Source organism: Kitasatospora sp. NPDC057223 (assembly GCF_042669755.1).
Taxonomy (GTDB): Bacteria; Actinomycetota; Actinomycetes; order Streptomycetales; family Streptomycetaceae; genus Kitasatospora.
The window spans coordinates 24030-48385 of sequence record NZ_JBHUWW010000016.1; the positions used below are offsets into that span (position 1 = coordinate 24030).

Here is a 24356-nt window from a genome sequence, read left to right on the forward strand (position 1 = left end):
AGGTACGGGCCCGCAGTCCGTCCGCGAAGCGTCACAACCGTGCAATGACGGGCATCCGGAGGCCCACTCCCCCCATTTGCGGTCACCGCAGACCGCTACGCTGACGGTATGACGAGCGAGGAGCAGCCCACCCCCAGCGCAGCCGCGGCCGCGAGAGCAGCCGCGCCGGACCTCCCCGAGGTCGATCCCGCCGGGAGTCCCGGTGAGCGGGCCCGCGCACTGCTCCGCCTGCGCCCCTACCGGCGGTTGTGGACGACCCAGCTGGTCGGCGGCACCGCGGACCGGCTCGGCCTGCTGGTGCTGCTGGTCCTGACCGTGGTCGCCGCGGTGGTCGGACGGCAGTTCGGCGACCTCCCGCGCAGTGTGGCGTTCGCCGTGGCCGCAGTGTTCGCCGCCCGGCTGGCCGCCACCGCGCTGTTCGGCGCGGTGCTGCTCGGCCCGCTGCACGGGCTGGTGTCGACGAAGCTGGACCGCCGCTGGACGCTGCTGGGCACCGACGTCCTGCGCGCCGTCCTGATCGGCCTCGCCCCGTGGTGGGTGGTCTGGTTCCCGGGCACCGGCGCGGAGCCCGCCTCCGGTACGGCGGCCTACGTACTGCTCGCCACCGTCTTCGTCACCGGCGCCGCCGAGCGGATCTGGACGATCACCAAGGGCGCCACCGCCCCCGCACTGCTGCCTCCCGCGAACCCCTACGCCCCGCTCGCCGAGCAGCGGCCCTCCGCCGCGAACCTCGACACCGTCCGCACCCTGGACCTGCGCACCGGCTGGGCCACCGTGCCGCTCGCGGCCACCGCGCTCGTCCTCCTCACCCTGCTCAACAACGCCGGCGCCGCCCTCGGCTCGGACTGGCTGCGCGCTCACCAGAGCACGCTCGCCGCCCTCGGCTCCGCCGCCCTGTTCGTCACCGCCGCCGCCCTGACCTACCTTCAGGACCTGCCGGTCGGGCCCGTCGCCGCCGTGCCGCGCTCGCCGCTGCAGGGCCTGCGCGCCCCGACCGACACCGCCGCCGGGCCGGCGCTGGGCAAGGGCCGCACCGGCTCCGCCCCGTACTTCACCTTCGCGGTGGCCGCCGCCTACGCCTCGCTGGCCGGCGTCGCCTCGCTCGCCCTGCTGACCGCCGCCGAGCACGGCAGCGGGCCGATCGGCTACGGCCTGATCGTGCTCGCCGCGACCGGCGCCCCGGCCCTCGGCATCCGCCTCACCCGGGTCACCCTGCCCGCGCTCTCCCGCCGCCGGCTGCTCGCGCTGGCCCTGCTGACCGAGGGCGTGGCGCTGATCCTGGCCGGCCTGGTGCTGGACTTCGTGCTCGTCCTGCTGCTCACCGTGCTGGCCGCGCTGGCCGCCGGGATCGTCGTGTCGGCCGGCCGCGCGCTGCTCGCCCAGGAGGTCGAGGAGGTCCGGCTGCCGAAGGTGACCGACCACCTGTACGCGGTGCTGCGGGTGGTGGTCGCGGTCGCGCTGATCGGCGTGCCGCTGATCGCCGCCGGGTACGGCAACGTGGTGCTCGGCGACCTGAAGCCGGGCGGCTTCACCTTCATCCACGGCGGCGCGGCCCTCGCGGTCGCCACCACCGGGCTGCTCACGCTCGTCCTCGCGGCCGTCGTGCTGCTGAAGACGGACGACCGGCGCGGCACCGCCCCGTTCGGCCGCGACCTGCTGGACGCCGTGCGCGGCACCGCCGGCCCGGCCCCGCACCGGGCCGCGGGCGCCGGCTTCTTCATCGCCCTGGAGGGCGGCGACGGCGCCGGCAAGTCCACCCAGGCGCAGGCCCTCGCGGAGTGGATCCGCAGCAAGGGCCACGAGGTCGTGCTCACCCGGGAGCCCGGCGGCAGCCCGGTCGGGCAGCGGCTGCGGGCCCTCGTCCTGGACGTCGGCAACACCGGCCTCTCGCACCGGGCGGAGGCGCTGATCTACGCCGCCGACCGCGCCGAGCACGTCGAGAACGTCATCCGGCCCGCGCTGGAGCGCGGCGCCGTCGTCATCACCGACCGCTACATGGACTCCTCGATCGCCTACCAGGGCGCCGGCCGCGACCTGGCCGCCACCGAGGTCGCCCGGATCTCCCGCTGGGCGACCGGCGGCCTCCTTCCGGACCTCACCGTCGTGCTGGACGTCGACCCGAACTCGGCCCGGGAGCGCTTCACCGAGGCGCTCGACCGGCTGGAGTCCGAGCCGACCGAGTTCCACCAGCGGGTCCGCTCCGGGTTCCTCTCCCTGGCCGCCGCCGACCCGGCCCGCTACCTGGTCGTCGACGGCAGCCAGCAGGCCGGCTTCGTCACCACCGCGATCCGCCACCGGCTCGACCGGGAGCTGCCGCTCTCCGACCAGGAGCGGGCCGCCCGTGTCGAGCAGCAGCGCCTGGCCCGCGAGGAGGCCGCCCGCCGCGCCGCCGAGGAGGCCCGGCAGAAGGCCGAGGCCGAGGCCGCCGAGCGCAGGCGGCTGGAGCTGCTGGAGGAGCTGCGCGCCGAGCAGGCCGAGAAGGACCGGCTCGCCAAGGAGGAGGCCGACCGCGTCGCGGCCGAGGCGGCGCGCAAGGCCGCCGAGGCGGCCAGGATCAAGGCCGAACAGGAGGCCCGGGAGCGGGCCGAGGAGCAGGCCAGGCTGCGGGCCGCCGAGGAGGCCCGGCAGGCGGTCGAGGCCGCCGAGCGTGAGCGGCTGGCGGCGGAGGAGGCCGCGCAGGCGGAGCTCCAGCGTCAGCGTGAGCTGCAGCGCGCCGAGCAGCGCCGCCGTGCCGAGGAGGCCCTGCAGCGGGCGGAGGAGGCCCGGCTGGCGGAGGCCGCGGCGCTCGCCGCCGCCGCAGCTGCCTCGGCCGCCGACGTGACGGCGGAGCTGCCCCAGGTCGGGCCGGACGTGACGGCGGAGCTGCCGCAGGTCGGGGCCGACGAGACGCAGGAGATCTCGGAGCGCGACCGGCAGGCGGCCGTCCGCGCGGCGGCGGAGGCCGAGCGGGCCGCGGCCGCGAAGGCCGCACCGGCCGACGAGACGGCGGTGCTCCCGCGGGTGCCCGCCACCGGCGCGGAGCGTGGGCCGGGCGCCCGGCCCGGCAAGGCCGCCGACGCGGACCGTACGACGGTGCTGCCCCGGGTCGGCTCCGCCCCGGCGCCGGACCGCACGCGCGAGCTGCCGGTGGTCGAGGACAAGCGGGCGGAGGAGCCGCGGCCCGAGCCGCGTCCGCGCCCGTCCTGGGCCGAGGAGACCCCGATGGACGACCTCCCGAGCCTGACGGACTCGCTGCTCGGCTCCCGTGAGGAGTGGGCGCAGTGGGACGGCTCCGGCCCCGAGGACGGCGAGGACGGCCGGGGCAAGGGCCGCAAGCGGCGCCGCTGAGCGCGGCCTGCCCCGGCGGGTGACCGGCGGGTGACCGTGGATCCGACGACGGGTGGTGTCCGGTGCTCCGGGCGCCACCCGTCGTGCTGTCCGCACGGACGCCTGTGGTTGCGGCCGCGGTGACGCCCTCGGCGCCGTCGGAGGTCGCGGCCGGCTGTCGTGGCGGCCACGTATGCTCGACCGCGAGCGGAACCCCGCAGGGCGAAGCGGTACGGACGACGAGGGTTGGGAGCACCGGTGGCCGTCTGGGACGACCTGGTGGGCCAGGAGCGGGTGGTCGAGCAGCTGACCGCCGCCGCCGGGGCGGCCAGGGCGACGGTCGTCGCCGGGCGCGGTGCCGGCGCGGGATCGGGGGTCAACGCGTCCCTGATGACGCACGCCTGGCTCTTCACCGGCCCGCCGGGGGCCGGCCAGACCACCGCCGCCCGGGCCTTCACCGCGGCCCTCCAGTGCACCAGCCCCGACCTCGAACTCGGCGGCGTGCCCGGCTGCGGCTTCTGCGACGGCTGCCACACCGTGCTGGCGGGCAGTCACGCGGACGTGAAGTTCGTCCGCTCGGACGGCCTGTCGATCAGCGTCCGCGACATGCGCGAGCTCGTGCTGCGCGCCTCCAGCTACCCGACCGGCGGCCGCTGGTCGGTCATCATGATCGACGCCGCCCACCGGCTGACCGAGGCGGCGGCCAACGCCCTGCTCAAGGCCGTCGAGGAGCCGTCCCCGCGTACGGTCTGGCTGCTCTGCGCGCCGTCCGTCCAGGACGTGCTGCCGACCATCCGCTCGCGTTCCCGGCTGCTGGTGCTGCGGACCCCCGCCGCCGAGGCGGTCGCCGACATGCTGGTCCGCCGCGACGGCGTGAGCCCGGAGACGGCCCGGGTGGCCGCCCTGGCCGCGCAGGGCGACGTCGAGCGGGCCCGGCGCCTGGCGGTGGACGAGCAGGCCCGGACCCGCCGCGCGGACGTCCTGCGCATTCCGCTGGAGGTCGGCGACATCGGCGGCTGCCTGGCCGCCGCCCAGCGGCTGGTCGACACCGCCAAGGCCGACGCCGAGGCCCTGGCGGAGACCCAGGACGCCCGCGAGACCGGTGACCTGCGGGCCGCGTACGGCGCGGCGGAGGGCTCCAAGGCTCCGCGCGGCATGGCCGGGGCGGTCAAGGACCTGGAGAAGCGGCAGAAGAGCCGGGCGACCCGGACGAGGCGGGAGACCCTCGGCGTGGCCCTGCTGGACCTGCTGGGCTTCTACCGGGACGTCCTGGCGATGCAACTCGGCTCCACCGGGGCGCTCTCCAACGACGACCAGCGGCCGGCGCTGGCGAAGGTCGCGGCGGCCGGCCCGCCGGAGGGGACGCTGCGGCGGATCGAGGCGGTGCTCGCCTGCCGCCAGGCCCTGGACCGCAACGTCGACCCGCTGCTCGCCGTCGAGGCGATGACGGTCGCGCTGCGGGCGGGCTGACCGTCTCACGGGCTGACGGGAAGGCGGGCTGGGCTTTTGACGGGCTGACGGGCTGACGGGAAGGCGGGCTGACCGGCTGACCGGCTGCTCCGAGGGCGGGCTGCGTCCGCCCGCCGTACGGCGGCATCCCTCCTTCGAGTGAACGTCTGCGGTGACCCGGAACGCCCGCGTGCGACCGGCCGATCGTCTTGCACGCTGTGGACCGAGTACACCGTGGCCCGTCCGGTAGAGCCGGTTGCCGGGGCCGCCGCGGCCGTCCGCTACCGGTCCTCCCGAGGTGGTGCGTCCCATGCTCCGTTCACTTTTCGCCGTACTTCTGCCGACCGCTGCGGCCGGCGGAGTCTGGCTGGCCCGTGACGCCCTGCTGCGCCGGCGGGACCTGCGGGCCGCCGAGACCTACGAGCTGGCGGGGGACCGGCGGCCGATGCTGCTGCGGGCCGCCGGCGCGGTGCTGTGCGGGGTCTGTGTCACCGTCCTGGCGCTGCTGACCGCGGCCGGAGTGGCGGGGGACGGCGGCACCGGTGCCGGGCTCCAGGTCGAGGAGGCCCGCACCCCCGCCTCCCGGCAGCCGGCGCCGCCGCCCGGCACGGGCGACCCCGCGCCCGCTCCGGCCGCTCCCGCCGTCACCGCCGCTCCGGCCGCCGCCTCGGCCGCTGCCCCCGAGCCGGTGGCGGCCCGCTTCGAGAGCATCGGCCACCCGGCCGGCGGGAACCTGCTGGAGGCCGCCGTCGCGGGCCGTGACGGGCATCCGCGCAAGGTGCGGGTGTGGCTCCCGGCGGAGTACACCAAGGACCCGAACGCGCGCTTCCCGGTGATCGTCCTGCACGCGGCCGCGCCCCGGACCACGGCCGACACCGAAGTCCCGGACGTCTTCGACGGTGTCGCCTCCGCCGTGCAGCTGGGCCGCTCCCGGCCCTTCGTGGTGGTCGTCCCCGAGTCCCCGTCCGGCACCGGCCACCCCTGCGACCTGGTCGCCGCCGCCCCGCAGGCGGTCGCCGACGACACCGCGCTGCGGACCGCCGTCGCCGCCGCCTTCCGGACGGCGCCGGCCGGCCCGTCCGGCTGGGGGGCGCTCGGCATCGAGGGCGGCGCCCCCTGCGCCGCGGCCGTCGGCCTGTCCCGCCCGGACCTGTACGGGGCGGCCGCCGCCGTCTCCGGCCGCTACGACACGGCGGCGCTCGCCCGGACGGGCGCCGAGGCCCCGGCCGGCGCCGCCCCCAGGCTGCTGCTCGCGGCTGCCAAGGCCGACACCTCCGGGCTGGACGCCGTCCGCAAGCTCCAGGCGGCCCTGAAGGCCGGCACCGGCCAGGCGGCCCGTGCCGACGTCAGCACCTCGGACATCGTGCAGGACTACACGCCGGACCGGGAGCGACTGCGGCTCGTCCGGGTCGCCGTGCAGTACCTCGCGGAGACACTCGCCAAGACCCCCTGACCCGGGGCGGCGGCCCTGGTCACCGCCCGGCGGCGCACTACCCTCGACCACACCACCCTGCACCCGTGCACTCCGAGGGGACCCACGCCATGCGCTCTGCCCAGCCGTCCGGACGACTGGCCGGACGACTGACCGGCCGCCAGGCCCGCCGCCCGCTGCGGGCGGCGGCCGCGGCGGCCGTGGCCGGCGGGCTGCTGCTGGGCGGCTGCACCTCGCAGGGCACCGGTGGCGGGCAGGCCTCGCCGCCCTCCTCGGACTCGCCGCCCACGGCGGCCACCGCCGCGGCGAACCCCGCCGCCACCCCGCTGGAGCCGCTCCCGGACGTCCCCGGCGGCTCGGCCGCACTCGCCGGGTACTACGCGCAGAAGCTCGACTGGCAGCCCTGCGACGACAGCTTCGAGTGTGCGACCTTCAAGGTGCCGCTCGACTACGACCACCCCGGCGACGGTGACATCTCCCTCACCGCGGCCCGTCGGCCCGCCGACGGATCGGGGCAGCGGATCGGCTCGCTGCTGCTGAACCCGGGCGGCCCCGGCGGCTCGGCCGTCGAGTACATGGAGGGCTCCGCCGCCTCCTACGACGCCGGGGTGCGCGCCGCCTACGACCTGGTCGGCCTCGACCCGCGCGGGGTCGGCCGCAGCAGTCCGGTGACCTGTCTGGACGGCGGGCAGATGGACGCCTACACCGCCGTCGACATCACCCCCGACGACCAGGCCGAGACGGACGCGCTGGTGGCCGCCGACCAGGGCTTCGCGGCCGGCTGCCGGCAGCGCTCCGGCGCCCTCCTCGGCCACGTCAGCACGGTGGAGGCGGCCCGCGACATGGACGTCCTGCGGGGCCTGCTCGGCGACGAGAAGCTCTCCTACGTCGGCAAGTCGTACGGCACCTACCTCGGCGCCACCTACGCCGGGCTGTTCCCGTCCCGGGTCGGCCGGCTGGTGCTGGACGGCGCGATGGACCCGTCACTCGACTCGGTCACCGGCAACCGCACCCAGGCCGGCGGCTTCGAGACCGCCTGGGCGGCCTTCGCCAGGGACTGCGTGAAGCGCGAGGGCTGCGCCGTGGGGAGCACCGAGCAGCAGGCGGGGGAGCAGCTCGACGCCCTGTTCAGGTCGATCGACGCGGCCCCGCTGCCGACCGACTCCGGCCGCCGGCTGACGGAGTCGCAGGCCACCACCGGTGTGATCGAGGCGATGTACGCGGAGTTCCTCTGGCCCGGCCTGCGCAGCGCGCTCGCGGACGCGAAGGCGGGCGACGGCACGGGGCTGCTCAAGCTCTCCGACTCGTACTACAACCGGGCCGCGGACGGCTCGTACCCCAACCTGATGTTCGCCAACATGGCGGTCAACTGCCTCGACCTCCCGGCGCCCTTCGCCGGCCCCGCCGACGTCCGGCAGGCCCTGCCCGCGTTCGAACAGACCTCCCCGCACTTCGGCCGCGACATGGCCTGGATGGCCCTCTCCTGCGGGTACTGGCCGGTCGGCTCGACCGGCGCCCCGCACACCGTCCGGGCGGCGGGCGCGGCGCCGATCGTGGTCGTCGGCACCACCCGGGACCCGGCGACCCCGTACGCCTGGGCGCAGTCGCTGGCCGGGCAGCTGGAGTCGGGCCGGCTGCTCACCTACGAGGGGGACGGCCACACCGCGTACGGGCGGCAGAACCGGTGCATCGACGGCGCCGTCAACACCTACCTGCTGACCGGGCAGGCGCCCGAACAGGGGAAGAGCTGCCCGAAGTAATTCGCACTTCAACGATCCCCTGTGCGGCAGGTACGATGACTCGCCCGTTTCCGTGCCTGCCCCAGGAGCCCCCCGTGCTCGGAGTCAACAACCTGGCGACGTACGTCCTCGGCGCCCTGGTCATCGTGCTGCTGCCCGGCCCGAACTCGCTGTACGTCCTGTCGGTCGCCGCCCGCAAGGGCATCCGTACCGGCTACAGCGCCGCCGCCGGGGTGTTCGTCGGCGACTTCACCCTGATCTGCCTGACCTCGCTCGGCGCCGCCTCCCTGCTGAAGGCCAACCCGGCCGTCTTCCTGGTGGTCAAGTTCGGCGGCGCCGCCTACCTGCTCTGGATAGGGGTGGGCATGCTCCGCGCGGCCCGCGGGCTCTGGCGCGAGCACCGGGTCGCGGCCGCCGCCGGACCGGACACCGAGCAGGCCGCCGCCGAGGCCGGCTCCGAGAACCCCTTCCGGCGGGCGCTGGTGATCAGCCTGCTCAACCCGAAGGCGATCCTCTTCCTGCTGTCGTTCTTCACCCAGTTCGTCGACCCCTCCTACGGGCAGCCGGCGCTGTCCTTCGCGCTGCTCGGCGGCGTCCTGCAGACCTTCAGCCTGCTCTACCTCTCGCTGCTGATCTTCGCGGGCACCACCCTGGCCGCCGCCTTCCGCCGCCGCAAGCGCCTCTCCGCCGGCCTCACCAGCGGCGTCGCCGTCCTCTTCGCGGGCTTCGCCGCGAAGCTCGCCGTCTCCTCCGCCTGACTCCCCGCCCCCGGTGATCCGCACACGCCTGCGAGGCCCGTGCGGATCACCCCGCGAAACTGTGTAGACTTGCCCGCGTTGCCGAGGCAATGATTGCCCCCCGGGGCAACCACACCCCGGCGGCGCCGCCTTAGCTCAGTTGGCCAGAGCAACGCACTCGTAATGCGTAGGTCTCGGGTTCGAATCCCGAAGGCGGCTCTGCGAAACCCCAGGACTCACTCGCCGTGACCTGGGGTTTTGTGTTTTCTCGGTGCGGCGCAGGAGCCCGGTGCGAACGCCCGGCGGTGCGCCGGTGGTACCCACGTCGTGATCCTTCCGGCGTGGTCGTGGAGGCCCTTCGAGCCCGCCGCGTGCTCCCGTGCTCCCGTGCTCCGGAACAGCGAACCACGTCCGGGGTGCCGTCCGCACCGGGGCGGTACCCCAGTGCGTTCTGCGGGCCGGGGGAGTGTGGGAACTGGGGTTGTTCCCCGGTGCGAACCGGGTGGCGCGGGTGATGTCCTGCAGTCGTCGCAGCCGGCACCGCCCCGCAACGCACCGGAAGGCCAGACCACATGACACCGGAACTCCTCACCACCGGTACCGCGAACCGCCGCTCGTTCCTCAGGACCGCGACCGCCGCGCTGGCGGTCCCCACCGCGGCCGCCCTCGTCGGCGGTGCGCTCCCCGGCACGGCGCACGCCGCCGAGTCGGCGGACCTCCCCGACTTCGCCCCCGTTCCCGCCGCTGCGGCGGGGCCCGCGCTCAACGCGCAGGGCTACTTCGTCGGCCGCATCAAGGGCAACCTCTACTGGGTGACCGACGCCTACTACCAGGCGATGTTCCTGAGCACCCGGGACGGCGTCGTGCTCGTCGACGCGCCGCCGACCATCGGCCACAACCTGCTGCGTGCCATCGCCGAGGTCACCCAGGCCAACGGCCGTCCGTCGAAGGTCACCCACCTGATCTACACCCACAGCCACGCCGACCACATCGGCGCCGCCGGCCTCTTCGGCAGGCGCGTCGTCCGCATCGCGCACAGCGAGACCCGGCGGCTGCTCCTGCTGGACGCCGACCCCAACCGGCCCGTCCCGACCGTCACCTTCGACGACCGTTTCGACCTGCACGTCGGCGGCGAACGCCTGGAGCTGGCCCACCACGGCCCCAACCACTCCCCGGACAACATCTTCGTCCACGCCCCCGACCACGCGACGCTGATGGTCGTGGACGTCCTCTACCCCGGCTGGGTGCCGTTCAGGAACCTCGCCGTCTCGCAGGACATCCCGGCCTGGGTGAAGGCCCAGGACATAGCCATGAGCTACCCGTGGACGACCCTGGTGGGCGGACACCTGGGCCGGCTCGGGGTGCGCGCCGACGGCGACGTGCAGCGGGAGTACGTCGCCGACCTCACCGCCGGCGTCAAGGCCGCGATGTCCCTCGACCCCACGCCGTACTTCCAGAAGTACGGCCCGGCCGGCAACTCCTGGGCGGTCTTCAAGACCTACCTGGACGCCGTCGCGCGGCAGGCGGCCGATCCGGTGATCGCCAAGTACACCGGCGTCCTCGCCGCTGCCGACGTCTTCACCCTCGACAACGCGGCCACGATGCTCGAGTCGCTGCGGATCGACTCCGGGCTGCTGGGCCCCTTCAGCACCCGCCCGTAACCCGCGCCCGTAACCGGGCCCTTCACCCCGGCCCCGGCCGGCCGCGACACGGACACACTGGGGTCTCTCCCCGGTACGAACGCCCCACGCGCCGTGTTGTGCTGGTCCGACACCGGGCACACGGCCGGACCGACCGCACCGAGAGGTCGCCATGACGACACCGATCCCCGTTCCCGTCATCTTCATCCACGGCCTGTGGCTGCACTCCACGTCGTGGGCACCCTGGCTCGACCTGTTCCAGCAGGAGGGCTACGCCCCGTCCGCACCGGGCTGGCCCGGCGACCCCGGCACCGTCGAGGAGGCCCGTGCCAACCCGGAGAGCATCGCCGACCACGGCATCGACGACGTGGTGGACCACTACGCGGCGATCATCCGGGAGCTGCCCGCCCTGCCCGTCCTGATCGGGCACTCCTTCGGCGGCATGATCGCGCAGAAGCTCCTCGGCCGGAACCTGGCGGCTGCGGCCGTCGCGATCGACGCCGCTCAGATCAAGGGCGTGCTCCCGCTGCCGCTGTCCGCGCTGCGGGCGACGCTGCCGGTGTTCAGGAACCCGGGCAACCGGCACCGGGCGGTCTCCCTCACGGCCGGTCAGTTCCGCTTCGCGTTCGGCAACGCGCTGTCCGAGGAGGAGTCGGCGGACCTGTTCGAGCGGTGGACGATCCCCGCGCCGGGCAAGCCGCTGTTCGAGGCCGCCGCCGCCAACTTCAACCCGCACTCGCCGGCCAAGGTCGACACCGCCAACGGGTCGCGCGGGCCGCTGCTGCTGATGACGGGCGGCAAGGACCACACGGTGCCGGAGGCCGTGGTCCGGGCCACCCTCAAGCAGTACCGGCACTCCGACGCCGTCACCGACATCACGGACTTCCCGGACCGCGGGCACTCGCTGACGATCGACAGCGGCTGGCGCGAGGTCGCCGGTACCGCCCTGAACTGGTTGCGGCAGCACTCCCTCTGACTCCGGACGACAACGGACCGACGAAGACCTTCCCCCACCTGGAGCACCCATGAAGCACCGTCATGCCTTATTCCGCCCGGGGTTCCTGGCGCCGGTGGCGATCGCCGCGGCGATCGGCCTCGGCGCCGCGGCCGTCTCCGCCGCGGTATCCGCCGCGGCCGAGCCCGGGGGCGCCGAAGCCCGGTCGGCCGCCCGCCTCGTCCCGGCCGGGTTCAGCGAGCACAAGGTGGCCGGCATCGACTACGTGATCGGCGGCCACGGACCGACCCTCGTCCTGCTGCACGGCTATCCGCAGACCTGGTACGAGTGGCGCGGCATCCTCCCGGCGCTGGCCGAGCACTACACCGTCATCGCGCCCAGCCTGCCCGGCGCGGGCAGGAGCGACGCCCCGGCGGACGGTTACGACAAGAAGACCATGGCCGCCGCCATCCACACCCTGTTGGTGCGGATCGGGTACTCACAGGACGTCCGGCTGGTCGGCCACGACATCGGCTCGATGGTCGCCTACGCCTACGCCGCTGCGCACCCGGGTGACGTGACGAAGCTCGTCCTCAGCGAGGCCCCGATCCCGGACCCGAGCCTCTACGGGTTCCCGTCCCTCACTGCGGACGGGCCGGGCGCCTGGAACTTCGGCTTCTTCTCCCTGGCCAACGGCCTTCCCGAAGGGGTCGTGGCGGGCCGCGAACAGGCCTGGGTGGGGGGTTTCATCGACAGTCTCGAAGTCCGCAAGGGCGCCGTCACTCCCGAGGACATCGCCGTGTTCGCCGGAGCCCTGAAGGACCCGGCCCACCTGGCGGCGAGCTTCAAGTGGTTCCGCGCCTTCCCCCAGGACATCGAGGACAACGCCGCCGGCAAGGAGACGAAGCTCGCCATGCCGGTCCTGGCGATCGGTGCGTCGGGCAGCCTCGGCGAGTTCGTTCCGGACCAGGTCCGCCAGTACGCGACGAACGTCACCGGCGTCGTCGTCCCCGACTCCGGGCACTGGATCTACGAGGAACGCCCCGCGGAGCTGACCCGGATCCTGCTCGACTTCCTCGGCCCCAGGTCGTGATCGCGCCCCTCGCCGGCCGCACCCGCCCCGAACTCCCGCAGACCGACCTTGAGAAGGGCTCCGCCATGCTCGAAATACCGTCCGTCCCGGTGCGCGGCTGGTTCCGGAAGCGTGTGGTGATCCCGGCCGCGCTGGCCGTCGCCGCGGTGGCAGTCCCGGCGGTCTCCCCGGCCGTCTCCTCGGCCTCTGCCTCGCCGGCGCCGGTTGCGGCGCAGTCGCGGCACTCGGCCAGGCCCACGGTCGTCCTGGTCCACGGCGCCTTCGCCGACTCCTCCAGCTGGAGTGCGGTCCTCGCCCGGCTCCGGCACGACGGCTACCCGGTCATCGCCGCGGCGAACCCGCTGCGGGGCCTGGACTCCGACTCGGCCTACGTCTCCAGCCTCCTGGCCACCGTCCCCGGACCGGTGGTGCTGGTCGGCCACTCCTACGGCGGTGAGGTCATCACCAACGCCGCCGTAGGACACCCGAACGTCAAGGCCCTGGTCTACGTCGCGGCCTTCGCTCCGGCCGAGGGCGAGAGCGCTGTGGAGCTGACCGGGCTGAACCCCGGCAGCCGGCTCGGCGCGGCGCTCGTCGTCCGGCCCTACGCGGTCGCCGGCGGCGCTGGCGCGGACGGCTACGTCGACCCTGCGCAGTTCCGCGCCGTCATGGCGGCCGACCTGCGGGCCGCCGACACGGAGCTGCTGGCCGCCGAACAGCGCCCGGTGGATCTGGCCGCCCTCCAGGCACCGAGCGGCGTCCCTGCCTGGAAGACGATCCCGTCCTGGTACCTGGTGGCCGGGGCCGACCAGGCGATCCCGGCCGCGACCGAGAGGTTCATGGCCGAGCGGGCCGGCGCCCGCACCGTCGTGGTCGACGGCGCGTCCCACCTGGTCATGCTCTCCCACCCCGGCCAGGTCGAGAACCTGATCGTCCAGGCCGCCGGGGCGACCGGCTGACCGGCTGACCGGCTGACCGGCGGACCTGATGACCGGCTGGCCGGCCTGATCGGCCTGATCGGCCGGACCGCCTGCTCCCGGTGTACGGCGCCGGCACCTTCCGGAGCTGCTGGTAGGCGGCCACCCTGTCCTGGTCGCTCTCGGTGGCCCGGGCGCCGCTCTCGGACCGGACCGACCCGGATCTGGACGAACGGGCAGCTCCCCGTCGCGCCCGCCCGACGGGTCGTAAAAGGGGCGGCCGGGACCGGCCGGCTCAGTGCTCGGGGAGCCGGACCAGGGTGGCGTCGTCGCTGACCAGGGCGCCGGCCTGGCTGTCGGTCATCGGCGGGGCGAAGAGGTAGCCCTGGCCGAGCGGGCAGCCCATGGCGGCCAGCAGGTCGCGCTGGGCGGTGGTCTCGATGCCCTCGGCGATGACCTGCACGCCGAGGGTGTCGGCGATCCGGGTGATGCCCTCGACCAGGGCGTACTGCTGCTGGGAGACGCCCAGGCCGTCGATGAAGGACTTGTCGATCTTCAGCAGGGAGATCGGGAACTCCCGCAGGTAGCTGAGCGAGGAGTAGCCCGTCCCGAAGTCGTCGATGGCGATCCGGACGCCGAGGTCGCTGAGGGTGGCCATGTCGGCGCGCACCCGGTCGTCGCGCCGCATCAGGACGCTCTCGGTGAGTTCGAGGATCAGGGAGTCGGGCTGGATGCCGGAGGTGTCGACGACCTCCCGGACGGTGTCGACGAAGCCGGCGTCGCGGAACTGGCGGGCCGAGACGTTCACGCTCAGGTGCAGCGGGGCGCGGCCCCGGACGGCGCGCGGGGCGAGGCTCTGGCGCTGCCAGCGGGTGGTCTCGGCGGCGGCGCGCTCCAGCACCCAGGCGCCCAGCGGGACGATCTGGCCGCTCTCCTCGGCGAGGGCGATGAACTCCTCGGGCGGGACCATCCCGCGGCGGGCGTGCGGCCAGCGGACGAGTGCCTCGAAGGCGACCAGTCCGCCACCCGCGAGGTCGACGATGGGCTGGTAGAAGAGGGTGAAGGCGGATTCGGAGATGGCGGAGTCGAGGCTCTCGTTGAGCTCGTGCCGTTCGGCCAGGCCGGCCTGGAGGGCCGGCTGGTACTGGCACCACTGGCGTTTGCCGCTGGCCTTGGCGGAGTAGAGCGCGAGGTCGGCGTGGCTGAGCAGCTCGGTCGAGTCGACGCTGTCCTCGGTGGTGGCGACGCCGATGCTGGCGGACACCCGGACGGCTCCGGCGCTGAGCCGGAACGGTTCGGCGAACGCGGCGAGCACGCTGTCGGCGATGCCGCCCACGTCGGCGGGGGTGCGGGCGTCCTCGACCAGGACGGCGAACTCGTCGCCGCCGAGCCGGGCCGCCGTGTCGGAGGTGCGCAGCGCCGTGGAGACCCGCAGGGACACCGCGACCAGGAGTTCGTCGCCGACACCGTGGCCCTGGGTGTCGTTGACCACCTTGAAGTCGTCGAGGTCGATGAAGAGCACGCCCGTCACGGTGCCCCGGCGCTCGCTGCGGGTGAGGGCGTGGCCGACGCGGTCCTGGAACAGCACCCGGTTGGCGAGCCCGGTGAGCGAGTCGTGGAAGGCCCGGTGGGTGAGTTCGCGTTCCATCTGTCGCTGGTCGGTGACGTCCCGCAGGGTGAGCACCAGGCCGCCGACGGTGGGGTCGTCGCGCAGGTCGTTGCAGCGCACCTCGACCTCGATGCTGTGCTGGCCGCCGTTCAGCAGCCGCCAGTGCTCGCGCGACTCGGAGCGGTCGCCGCGGCGCATCCGGGCGAGCGCCAGGACGATGGCGTGGCTGTCCTCGGGCGGGACGAGGTCGGTCAGCCGGGCGCCGACCGGGCCCGGGGGGCCGAGGACCCGCTCGGCGGAGGAGCTCGCGTACCGGACGCTGTCGTCCTCGTTGAGGATCAGGATGACGTCGGAGGCGCTCTGCACCAGGGTGCGGAAGTAGGCCTCGCTGTTTCGCGCGTTGATCTCCCGGCCGAGCCGGACCCGCTCGACGGCGAGGGCGGACTGCGCGGCGAGGATCTCCAGCGAGCTGCGTAACGCCGTCAGCTCCTGTTCGGTGCCGCCCACGATCAGCATGCCGACCAGCGAGTCGCCGGAGGGCCGCTTCTCCAGGGCCAGCGGGCAGACGAACGCCCGGGGCATGCCGTGCAGCAGGCCGGCCAGTTCGGCCCCGAACTCCGTCTCGAACACCTCGGCCGGCACCAGCCTGGGTCCCCGGGCGGCGGGACGGGCGGGCCCACCGGGCAGGGCCGGCAGGGGCTCGGCCACCGGGCGGTGGTCCTCGCCGAGGGCGAGCGTCGCCACGTGGTGCGGGGTGGCCGGCATCAGGGTGGTGACGGCCCGCCGGACGGCGCGCGCGACCTCGTCCACGGTGACCGCGGCGGTCAGGGCGGCCCCGGCGGCCCGCAGGACCCGCTCCCGGTCCAGTGCCCGCCGGTGTTCGAGCACCACGCCGGCCAGCCGGGCCAGCACCAGCAGGAACAGCACGGCCGAGAATCCGGCGATCACCCCGGCGTGGCTGGAGTCCCCCTGGGAGACCTCCAGCAGGAGCACGCCGGGGGCGATCAGTGAGGCGAGCGCCAGCAGGGCGATCCGCCCCCGGGTGATGTGGGTGGGCTGGACGGGGAGCGGCCTGGTCAGCTCCACCATGGACGGGTGCAGGGCGGCGGCGCCCCAGGCGGTGTAGAAGGCGGCCCAGCCGAGGTCGACGGGGGTGCCGATGTGCCAGGTGCCGTGCAGCTGGATCAGTCCGTACAGGACGTCGGAGACCAGCATGCCGACGGTGCCGGCGGTCAGCAGTTTGAGCGAGGTGCTCTTGCCGCCGCGCGGTACGAGCAGGCGCAGCAGGAGGGCCAGTACCACCACGTCCCCGAGCGGGTAGGCGATCGAGATGGCCTTCTGGACCCAGGTCAGCTCGGGGTCGCGGGCGTAGGGGAGGATCAGGTAGATCCAGGAGAGCAGGGCCAGGCCGACCGTGAGGGTGAGCGCGTCGATGATACTGCCGCGGTCCTGGTGGGCCGTGCGCCAGCGGATGAACCCGAGGACGCCGGCCGCGCAGAGCAGGTACTCGGCGAGATAGACGCCGTCGGCGATGGACGGGAAATCCGTCTGGCCGAGATAGTCGGTCTGGATGACCTGGACCACCTCGCCGGCCGTGAAACTGAAATTCGCGGCGGCCAGGAAATACCAGGGAAGCGCGTGCGCCGGGCGGTTGATACGGGCCCCGACGATGATGGCGGTGACGCCACTGAGCCCGATTCCCGTCCACCAGATGATGCGTTCGGCGGGATACAGGTAGTAGACGACCGTGAGCAGTGCCATCCAGCCGAAATAGCAGGCCATCAGGCGTTGTCGGCGAGGTGTCAACGCATTCTCCCCCTTCGCGGCGACGGGGCCGCGGGAAGGTCGATGCAGGTCGATGCAGGGAGGGTGGGGCCACCGGCCAGGGCCTGTTCATCATACACAGTTCGCGATTGGTCGATATAGTCGAGGAGTGGCCGCGAATGACGAGCGGCCGCGCACTGTCAGTATTCCCTCGTGTGCATTTCGAGGTCCCGACCGGTGAACACGTCGAAGAATTCCCGGACGCATTATTCAGGGCTGAAGTCCGTCCTGCTGAACGGCACTGGGCAGTACGGGATCTGGCCGGGCGACTTACCGTCCCCCGCCGGCTGGCACAGCGTGTGCGACTCGGCCCCGGCCGACCGCTGCCGGGAGGAGGTGCGGTCCCGCTGGGCGGACTCGTTGCCCTCCGCCGACGGCGTGCGCGACGGCGGCGTCCCGCCGCCGACCCTCCAGGCGCTGCTGCGCCGCACCGCCGCCCGCCGGCTCGCCGCCCCGGCCGTGGTCTCCGAGGACGAGGAGATCACCTACGGCGAGCTGGAGACCCGCAGCAACCGGCTGGCGGTCCTGCTCGCCGGCCTGGGCGTGGACCGGGCCTCGGTCGTCCCGGTCTGCGTCGAGCGGGGCGTCGAGATGGTCGTCGCCCTGCTCGCCGTGCTGAAGGCCGGCGCCGCCTTCCTGCCGCTCGACCCGGCGCACCCGGACCGGCGGCTGCGCCGGCTGGTCGAGGACGCCGACGCGCGGTTCCTGCTGACCACCTCCGACCACGCCTGGCGGTTCCGTACCTGCGGCGTCACGTCCGTCCTGGCCGATGCGCAGCCGGCCGACGGGGAGCGGCGCTCGGGCCTGGACCGGCGTTCGGGGCTGGACCGGCGGCTGGACGGGGCCGGCCGGCGGCCCGACGGGGAGCGGCGCTCGGGCGCCGAGCGGCGGGGCCCGGACTGCCGCAGCGCGCCCGTCCGGGACGTCTCGCCGGACGACGTCGCCTACCTGATGTACACCTCGGGCACGACCGGCACTCCCAAGGGCGTCCTGGTGGGCAACCGGGAGCTGACGCTCTCGCTCACCCGGACCGCCGAGGCGTACGGGCTGACCGAGGAGGACCGGGTGCTCCAGCTGGCCGCGCTCGGCTTCGACACCTCGGTCGAGCAGATCTTCACCCCGCTGCTCAGCGGGGCCACTCTCGTCCTCGGCGGCCGCCGGACCTGGGCGCCCAGCGAACTGCTCGACCGACTGGACCGCTTCGGCGTCACCGTGGCCGACCTGACCCCCGCCTACTGGCACCAGTTCCTGCGGACGGCGGAGCGCGACGGGCCCCGGGCCGCCGCCGGGCTGCGGCTGCTGGTCGTCGGCGGGGACACCGTGCACGCCGAGGACTGCCGCACCTCGCTGCGGCTGCTGCCCGGCACCCGGCTGGTCAACGCGTACGGCCTGACCGAGACCGTGATCACCTCCACCCTCTGCGAGATCACCGACGACCTGCTGGCCCCGGCACCGGCGCCGGTGCCGGTGGGGACCGCACTGCCGGGCAGTACGGCCTACCTGCTCGACGAGCGGCTGGGGCCGGTGCCGCCGGGCGGCCGGGGCGAGGTCTACATCGGCGGGGCGGCGGTGGCCCGCGGCTACTGGCGGCGGCCCGAGCTCACCGCGGAGCTGTTCCTGCCGGACCCCTTCACGGACATTCCCGGCGGGCGGATGTACCGGACGGGCGACACCGGGCGGCTGCGGGCCGACGGCCGGCTGGAGCTCTTCGGGCGGATCGACCACCAGCTGAAGGTGCTCGGGTTCCGGGTCGACCCGGGCGAGGTGGAGTCGGCGCTCGCGACGCACCCGGCGGTGGACCGGGCCTGGGTGATCCCGGTGGTCGGGCCGGGCGGCGGCCAGGTGCTGACGGCCTACTTCACCCTGCAGAGCCCGGCCCGGGCCGGGGACTTCCAGCGCGGCGTGCGGGCCTACCTGACGGCGCGGCTGCCGGAGCACATGGTCCCGGCCGCGTTCGTGCACGTGGACCGGCTGGCGGCGACGGACGGCAAGACCGGGGTGCCCGTGCCGCCGCCCGAGGAGCAGACCCCGGCGGGCGGGCGGACGGCGGTCGAGGCCGGGCTCGCCCACCTCTGGTGCGAGCTGCTGGGGCTCGACCAGGTCGGCCCGGAGGACGACTTCTTCGCCCTGGGCGGCAACTCGCTGATCGCGATGGAGATGCTGGCGCGGGCCCGGATCATGTTCGGCATCGGCGTCACCCAGATCCGCTTCCTGACCCGTTCGCTGCTGCACCACCCGACCCTGCGGGCCTTCGCCGAGGTGACCAGGTCGGCCCGGACGGGCACCCCCGGGGAGGCCTCGCAGCCGGTGGACTTCACGGCCGAGGCGGCCCTGGGCGTCCCCGTGCGCGGCGGCGGCGGGCGCGCGCCGCGCTGGCGGGATCCGGCCGAGATCCTGCTCACCGGGGCGACCGGGTTCTGCGGGGCCCATCTGCTGCGCACCCTGCTGGAGACCACCGGCGCCGAGGTGCACTGCCTGGTCCGGGCACCGGACGAGGCCCGCGGGCTGGAGCGGATCCTCGACGCCCAGCGCCGGTTCCTGCGCCGCGAGCCGGAGACCGGCCGGATCCGCCCGCTGGTCGGCGACCTGGCCGAGCCGATGCTGGGGCTGGCGCCGGAGCGCTTCGAGGCGCTGGCCGGGAGCGTCGACGTGATCCACCACTGCGGCGGGCAGGTGAACTTCATCTACCCGTACCAGGACCTGCGGGCGGTCAACGTGGGCGGCACCCGGGAGGTGCTGCGGCTGGCCGGGCACGCGCGGGCGATCCCGGTGCACTACCTGTCGAGCCTGGCGGTGCTGGCCGGGTTCGGGCCGGCGGGGGTGGCGCGGGTCACCGAGGACATGCCGCTCGGCCACCCGGAGCTCCTGTCGGTCGGCTACGTGGAGAGCAAGTGGGTGGCGGAGGCGCTGCTGCACAACGCGGCGGCGGCCGGGCTGCCGGTGGCGGTGCACCGCGTGAACGACGTCACCGGGGACCTGGCCACCGGCATGATGAACACCGGCACGGAGGTCTGCGCCCTGGTCAAGTTCCTCGCGGACAGCGGGGTCTGCCCGGACGTCGAACTGTGGCTGGACTTCGTGCCGGCCGACCGGTTCGCCCGGGCGGTCGCCCACATCGCCGGGCACATCCCGGCCGCCGGGGAGGTCTACCACCTCACCAACCCGCGCCACGCGCTGCTGGGCGAGCTGGCCGACCGTTTGCGCGCGCGCGGCCACCCGATCGAGCAACTCCCCTACCAGGCCTGGGTGCACCGGCTGGTGCGGTTCGCCGCCGGAAACCCGACGCACCCGATGACGCCGTTCGTCCCGCTGTTCGTGGACCGCTGCACCGGCGCGGACCTCTCCATCAGCGAGATGTACTTCCGGCCCACCCTGCCGCTGTTCACCCGGACCCGAGCGGAGCGCGCGCTGCGCGGCAGCGGCATCGAGTTCCCGCCGGTGGACGCGGATCTGCTGGACCTCTACCTGGACGGCCTCCAGGAGGTCGGATTCCTGGACCCGCCGGGGGCGTCGTGACGGCGGGAGGCGGTGGACGGTGAAGCGGTACCCGTCCTGGAGCGCGCTCGACCTGCGGGCGGCTCCGGCGGACGCCCCGGTGGCCTTCTGCGCCGACCTCCGCCCGGCCGGCCTGCTGGCCGGCTACCGGGCCGGTGCGTATCCGATGCCGGCCGAGGACGAGTACGCCCGCTACCTCAGCGAGGCCCGGTTCGAGGACGGCGTCGAGGCGGGCGATATCGCGGTCGTCGGCGGCGGCGACGGTGACGACGGCCGGGCCGGCGAGGTGCCGTACGACGTGGCCTGGTGGTCGCCGGACCCGAGACCGGTGATCGTGCCGGGGGAGGAGCGCCTCGGCCGGCGGCTGGCGCGGGCGCTGCGCAACCGGCTGGCGTGGTCGACCAGCGTGGACGCGGAGTTCGCCCGGGTGGTGGAGGAGTGCCGGGCCGGCCGCAGTCCGCGCTGGCTGACCGACCCGTTGAAGCAGGGCCTGTGCGGGCTGCACCGGGAAGGTCGTGCACACAGTGTCGAGGTCTGGGAGGACGGTGAGTTGATCGGTGGTGCCTTCGGCGTCCGGGTCGGACCGGTGCTCAGCCTGGACTCGATGTTCCACCGCCGCCCCGGCGCCGCCCGGGTCGCGATCGCCGATCTCGCCGCCCGGTTCGCGGCGGCCGGCGGCCTGCTGCTCGACGCGCAGTGGGACAGCCCGGCGGTCCGTGACCTCGGGGGCACCCTGATGCCCCGGGCCGGCTATCTGCAACTCCTCGGCTCCGGGCGGGGGTCGGCGCCGCGGGGCGGCCTGCGCCCGGCCGCCCGGCTGGGTGACCGGCCGCCCGGCGGCGAGGCGGGGTGACCCCTGCCCGGGGCCGCGGAAAGGGACGGAAAAGGCGCGGCAAAGAACGGCGGAGCCGCTGTGGCGGCGTCCACCGGAGGATCACAATCCGCACATGCCGTTGGGGCGGGCGGAGCTATGTTCTAGCATCCGGTCTATGACTGACGGCACGGAACACCCGGGCGGGGCCGCCGCCGCCCCTGGGCAGGACTCCAGGTACCCCCAGCCCACCCCGCCCGACACCCAGGTGCCGGAGCAGCCCCGACCCCAGGAGCCCGGCGCCTTCGGCGCGCCCGGATCCGGGCCGGCCGTGCCCGGCCAGGCGGGTCCGCAGCCGGGAGCCCCCGGCGGGTACGGCTATCCGCCGCTGCCGGGTGCGCCGGGGGCCTACGGGTACCCGCAGCCGCCGGCGCCCGGCGGGTACGGCTACCCGCAGGGCCCCAACCCGTACCAGGCGCAGCCGCCGGCCCCGGAGCCGTCGCCGTTCCCGCAGTCCGCGTTCCAGCAGCCGCCGCCCGCGCAGCAACAGCAGCAGCCCTACCAGCAGCCCGGCTTCCCGCAGCAGTTCGCGCCGCCCGTGCAGGGCGGGCCGGACTGGGACGCGCTGGCCGCCCGCAACGACGTCGACTCGCGCCGCAAGCGTCGGCTCTGGACGGGCGGGATCATCCTGCTGGCCTGCGTGCTCGGCGTCGGCGTCGGCACCGTGGTCATCAAGGGCAAGGACAAGGGCGGCACTCCGGTCGCCTCGGCCTCGCCGAGTGCCCCGGCGTCCGGCGAGGCCTCCGGCGGCGCGTCCGCCAGGCCGGGCAACGAGCCCACCGTGGCCGGGCAGCCGGGCTTGCTCGCGGACCACTCCGGGCAGGCGAACGTCGCCCTCGGCCCGGACGCCCTGGTCAGCAAGGTGTCGGACGGCTACGTCCTGCGGCTGCGCAGCAACCCCAACTCCTTCGCGCAGTCGGCCAACCAGATCATCGACGTCAGCCAGAGCTTCAGCGTCTCGGCCTGGGTCTACAACGAGGCTCCGGGCGGCTCCCGGACGGTGCTCAGCGAGGGCGACGGTGCCTCGTTCTCGTTCGAGCTGGGCCGTGACGAGATCAACGGCAAGCTGGTGTGGGCGTTCCGGGTGCAGACGGCGGAGGGCGGTGCGGACGGCACGACCGTCCAGACCGTCGCCGAGAGCCCCAACACCGTCAACACGTGGGCGCTGATCACCGCGACCTACGACGCCGAGCAGCGCACCATCGCGCTCTACGTGGACGGTGCTCCGGCCTCCTCGGCGAAGGTGCCGGGCATCTGGTCCGGCCCCGGGCCGCTGCAGTTCGGCCGCAGCCGCCACCACGGGATCTGGGGCAACTACTGGGCCGGCGTGGTCGGTCACATCCTGGTCTGGAACCAGCCGCTGACCGCGCCGCAGGTCGCCAGCCTGAAGAACGGCGGCACCGGACTGACGGCCAAGCCGACCGCTTCCTGGCTGGTCGGCTGACGCCCGATCGACCGAGCCGGGTCGCCGGCCGTGGACGGTGACCCGTCCGTGGCCCGGCGGCCCGGTTTCTTTCTGCGCCGGGAGCTGTGCCCATGTCACCCGGCGGGTCGTCATAGAATGGCGGGGAAACGGCAGGGAAAGATCGAATTCGTCGGGAGAGAGCGATTTCCGACGCGATTCCACCGTGCGCGTACCGATCCGCCGGCCGGCCCGACGTCCTGGCAGCCGATCGCGATCCGGCCCACCGGGGGCGCGGGGCAGCGGTGCCGGCGGGTGCGGGCGAGGGGGCTGCCGATCCGTCAAGCGCCGTCCCGGGGTAATCTCACCCCCGTCCACAGCAGCCACTCGGGGGGCACTACGTGAACACGCTGTCCATTGTCATTCCCGCGCTCAACGAGGCGTCAAACCTACCCACCGTGATGGCCTCGGTGCCGGTGTCCGAACTCGCCGCGGCCGGTTGGCAGACCGAGGTGGTCGTGGTCGACAACGCCTCCACCGACGACACGGCCGACGTGGCCCGCTCGCTCGGGGCCCGGGTGGTGTCGCAGCCGCGGCGCGGCTACGGCAACGCCTACCTGGCGGGATTCGACGCGGCGACCGGCGACGTGATCGCCACCGGGGACGCGGACTGCACCTACCCGTTCGACTCGCTGCCGGACCTGCTGCGGACTCTGGTCGACCAGGACATCGAGTTCATGACGACCGATCGGCTGCGCCGCGAGAACCGCTCGGCGATGAAGGCCTCGCACACGGTGGCCAACCACGCGCTGAGCGCCCTCAGCCGGGTGCTGTTCCGCAACGGCCTGCGTGACTCCCAGTCGGGAATGTGGATATTCCGCCGCCACGTCTGGCACGGCCTCGACGTCCGCTCCCCGGGGATGGCCTTCTCGCAGGAGATCAAGAACGCCGCGACGCGGGCCGGCTACCGCTTCCTGGAGGTGCCGATCGAGTACCGCACCCGGGGCGGCGAGGTGAAGCTGAACGCGCTGCCGGACGGCATGGCGAACCTGCGCCAGCTGTTCTCGCACCGCTTCCGGCGGTCCGCGGCGCAGCCGGCGGTGGCGGACATGGCCGCGAAGACCCCGCGGTCAGAGCAGTACGAGGCGGTATGACCGACTCGTCCCCCCGGGCGTCCGGATCCGCCGGGTCGTCCAGGGCCGCCAGGCCGGGCGCGACCGGACGGACCGGCAGACGCGCCCGCCCCGCCGGGCCGGGCCGGGCCGCCGCGACCGCAGAGGCGGCCGGAACCGCCGTCGCCGAGGACCGCCCGGACGACAGCCCCGAGGAGGGCGTGGCAACCGACGAGCCCGCGGCGGCCGAGGAGGCCGAGGAGCCGGAGGAGCCCGCCGTCCGCGTGCCACGGCCCCGGGCCGGGCGGGTGGGCGCCGCGCGCCGCCGCCGGCGCCGTGGGCCGAGCCTGCGGGGCCGGGTGACCGCGGCTCTGCTCGCGGGTGCGCTGGCCCTCGTGCTGGGGGTGGTGGCGTGGTCCGTGCCGTCGACCCGCAAGGTCCTGCTGGAGTCCTTCACCGAGCGGCCGCGGCCGTACGCCGAACTGTTCTTCACCAGCTCCCCGAGCTTCGAGGGGGCCACCGTGCTGGTGCCGCTGGCGGTCACCGACCACGGCGAAGGCGCCAAGGGCTACCAGATCAAGGTGACGCTAGAATCGCCCACCGGAGCGGCCGTGGCCACCACGACGGTCAAGCTGGAGGCCCACTTCGGCGCCCCGGTGCCGGTCGTCGCGAAGCTGCCGGCGACGGGCGACGTGGCCATGCTGCGGGTCGCCCTGGTCGGTCACCCGCAGACGCTGCACTTCCGTTTCGGAAGCGCTCAGCCCCCCAAGCCCTGAGGGCCCAGCATGCATGACGACCGAGCCTCTGCCCAGGGAGC

15 protein-coding genes, 1 tRNA gene and 1 pseudogene are annotated in these 24356 nt (G+C 74.4%); 16 read left to right on the top strand and 1 reads right to left on the bottom strand.

The genetic code is table 11. From position 1 onward, the window contains the following. The first annotated feature begins 108 nt into the window (after nt 1-108). From tmk to ACFUK0_RS09140, 10 genes are all read left to right on the top strand, one after another. Nucleotides 109-3327 carry a dTMP kinase gene (gene tmk / locus ACFUK0_RS09095; protein WP_380247765.1) on the top strand — a complete coding sequence of 1073 codons (3219 nt, stop codon included), beginning with the start codon at nt 109-111 and terminating at the stop codon, nt 3325-3327. Nucleotides 3328-3564: 237 nt separating this feature from the next. Further along, nucleotides 3565-4776, top strand: coding sequence for a DNA polymerase III subunit delta' (locus tag ACFUK0_RS09100; protein ID WP_380247767.1), 1212 nt, complete (start codon nt 3565-3567; stop codon nt 4774-4776). Nucleotides 4777-5065: 289 nt separating this feature from the next. Beyond that, entirely contained in the window at nt 5066-6208 is a 1143-nt protein-coding gene (locus tag ACFUK0_RS09105; protein WP_380247769.1) for a hypothetical protein, read from the top strand. Between the two features lie 89 nt (nt 6209-6297). Further along, nucleotides 6298-7947: an alpha/beta hydrolase gene (locus ACFUK0_RS09110; protein ID WP_380247771.1), complete on the top strand. Its 1650-nt coding sequence runs from the start codon at nt 6298-6300 to the stop codon at nt 7945-7947. A 74-nt stretch (nt 7948-8021) separates the two neighbouring features. Then, the gene (gene leuE / locus ACFUK0_RS09115) at nt 8022-8684 is read left to right on the top strand and encodes a leucine efflux protein LeuE (protein ID WP_380247773.1); all 663 of its coding nucleotides are present in this window, start codon (nt 8022-8024) and stop codon (nt 8682-8684) included. 124 nt (nt 8685-8808) lie between these two features. Further along, nucleotides 8809-8882: transfer RNA gene (locus ACFUK0_RS09120), tRNA-Thr, on the top strand. A 353-nt stretch (nt 8883-9235) separates the two neighbouring features. Then, on the top strand, nt 9236-10324 hold the full coding sequence (locus tag ACFUK0_RS09125) for an MBL fold metallo-hydrolase (protein ID WP_380247775.1): 1089 nt from the start codon (nt 9236-9238) through the stop codon (nt 10322-10324). 151 nt (nt 10325-10475) lie between these two features. Next, entirely contained in the window at nt 10476-11279 is an 804-nt protein-coding gene (locus ACFUK0_RS09130) for an alpha/beta hydrolase (protein ID WP_380247776.1), read from the top strand. A gap of 49 nt (nt 11280-11328) precedes the next feature. After that, nucleotides 11329-12330 (top strand): alpha/beta fold hydrolase, encoded by a 1002-nt coding sequence (locus ACFUK0_RS09135; protein ID WP_380247778.1) that lies wholly within the window; start codon nt 11329-11331, stop codon nt 12328-12330. Continuing rightward, nucleotides 12327-13268, top strand: a complete 942-nt coding sequence (locus ACFUK0_RS09140) for an alpha/beta fold hydrolase (protein ID WP_380247780.1) — start codon at nt 12327-12329, stop codon at nt 13266-13268. The genes ACFUK0_RS09135 and ACFUK0_RS09140 overlap by 4 nt, the downstream gene beginning before the upstream one ends. Nucleotides 13269-13521: 253 nt before the next feature. On the opposite strand, the gene ACFUK0_RS09145 is transcribed toward ACFUK0_RS09140, so the two are convergent. Further along, nucleotides 13522-16596 carry a putative bifunctional diguanylate cyclase/phosphodiesterase gene (locus tag ACFUK0_RS09145; RefSeq protein WP_380247782.1) on the bottom strand — a complete coding sequence of 1025 codons (3075 nt, stop codon included), beginning with the start codon at nt 16594-16596 and terminating at the stop codon, nt 13522-13524. Nucleotides 16597-16836: 240 nt separating this feature from the next. Between ACFUK0_RS09145 and ACFUK0_RS09150 the strand changes: the two are divergent. The 6 genes and pseudogenes from ACFUK0_RS09150 to ACFUK0_RS09175 form a co-directional block, all read left to right on the top strand. Beyond that, a pseudogene (locus ACFUK0_RS09150) lies at nt 16837-16986 on the top strand (MbtH family NRPS accessory protein); the annotation flags it as partial. Between the two features lie 33 nt (nt 16987-17019). Beyond that, nucleotides 17020-20175 (top strand): amino acid adenylation domain-containing protein, encoded by a 3156-nt coding sequence (locus ACFUK0_RS09155; RefSeq protein ID WP_380247882.1) that lies wholly within the window; start codon nt 17020-17022, stop codon nt 20173-20175. A gap of 19 nt (nt 20176-20194) precedes the next feature. After that, a complete protein-coding gene (locus ACFUK0_RS09160; protein ID WP_380247784.1) occupies nt 20195-21007 on the top strand; it encodes a leucyl/phenylalanyl-tRNA--protein transferase in 813 nt (270 codons plus the stop codon). 136 nt (nt 21008-21143) lie between these two features. Beyond that, a complete protein-coding gene (locus ACFUK0_RS09165; protein WP_380247786.1) occupies nt 21144-22469 on the top strand; it encodes a LamG-like jellyroll fold domain-containing protein in 1326 nt (441 codons plus the stop codon). Between the two features lie 359 nt (nt 22470-22828). After that, on the top strand, nt 22829-23581 hold the full coding sequence (locus ACFUK0_RS09170; protein WP_380247788.1) for a glycosyltransferase family 2 protein: 753 nt from the start codon (nt 22829-22831) through the stop codon (nt 23579-23581). After that, the gene (locus ACFUK0_RS09175; protein WP_380247790.1) at nt 23578-24315 is read left to right on the top strand and encodes a hypothetical protein; all 738 of its coding nucleotides are present in this window, start codon (nt 23578-23580) and stop codon (nt 24313-24315) included. The genes ACFUK0_RS09170 and ACFUK0_RS09175 overlap by 4 nt, the downstream gene beginning before the upstream one ends. Nucleotides 24316-24356: the final 41 nt, after the last annotated feature.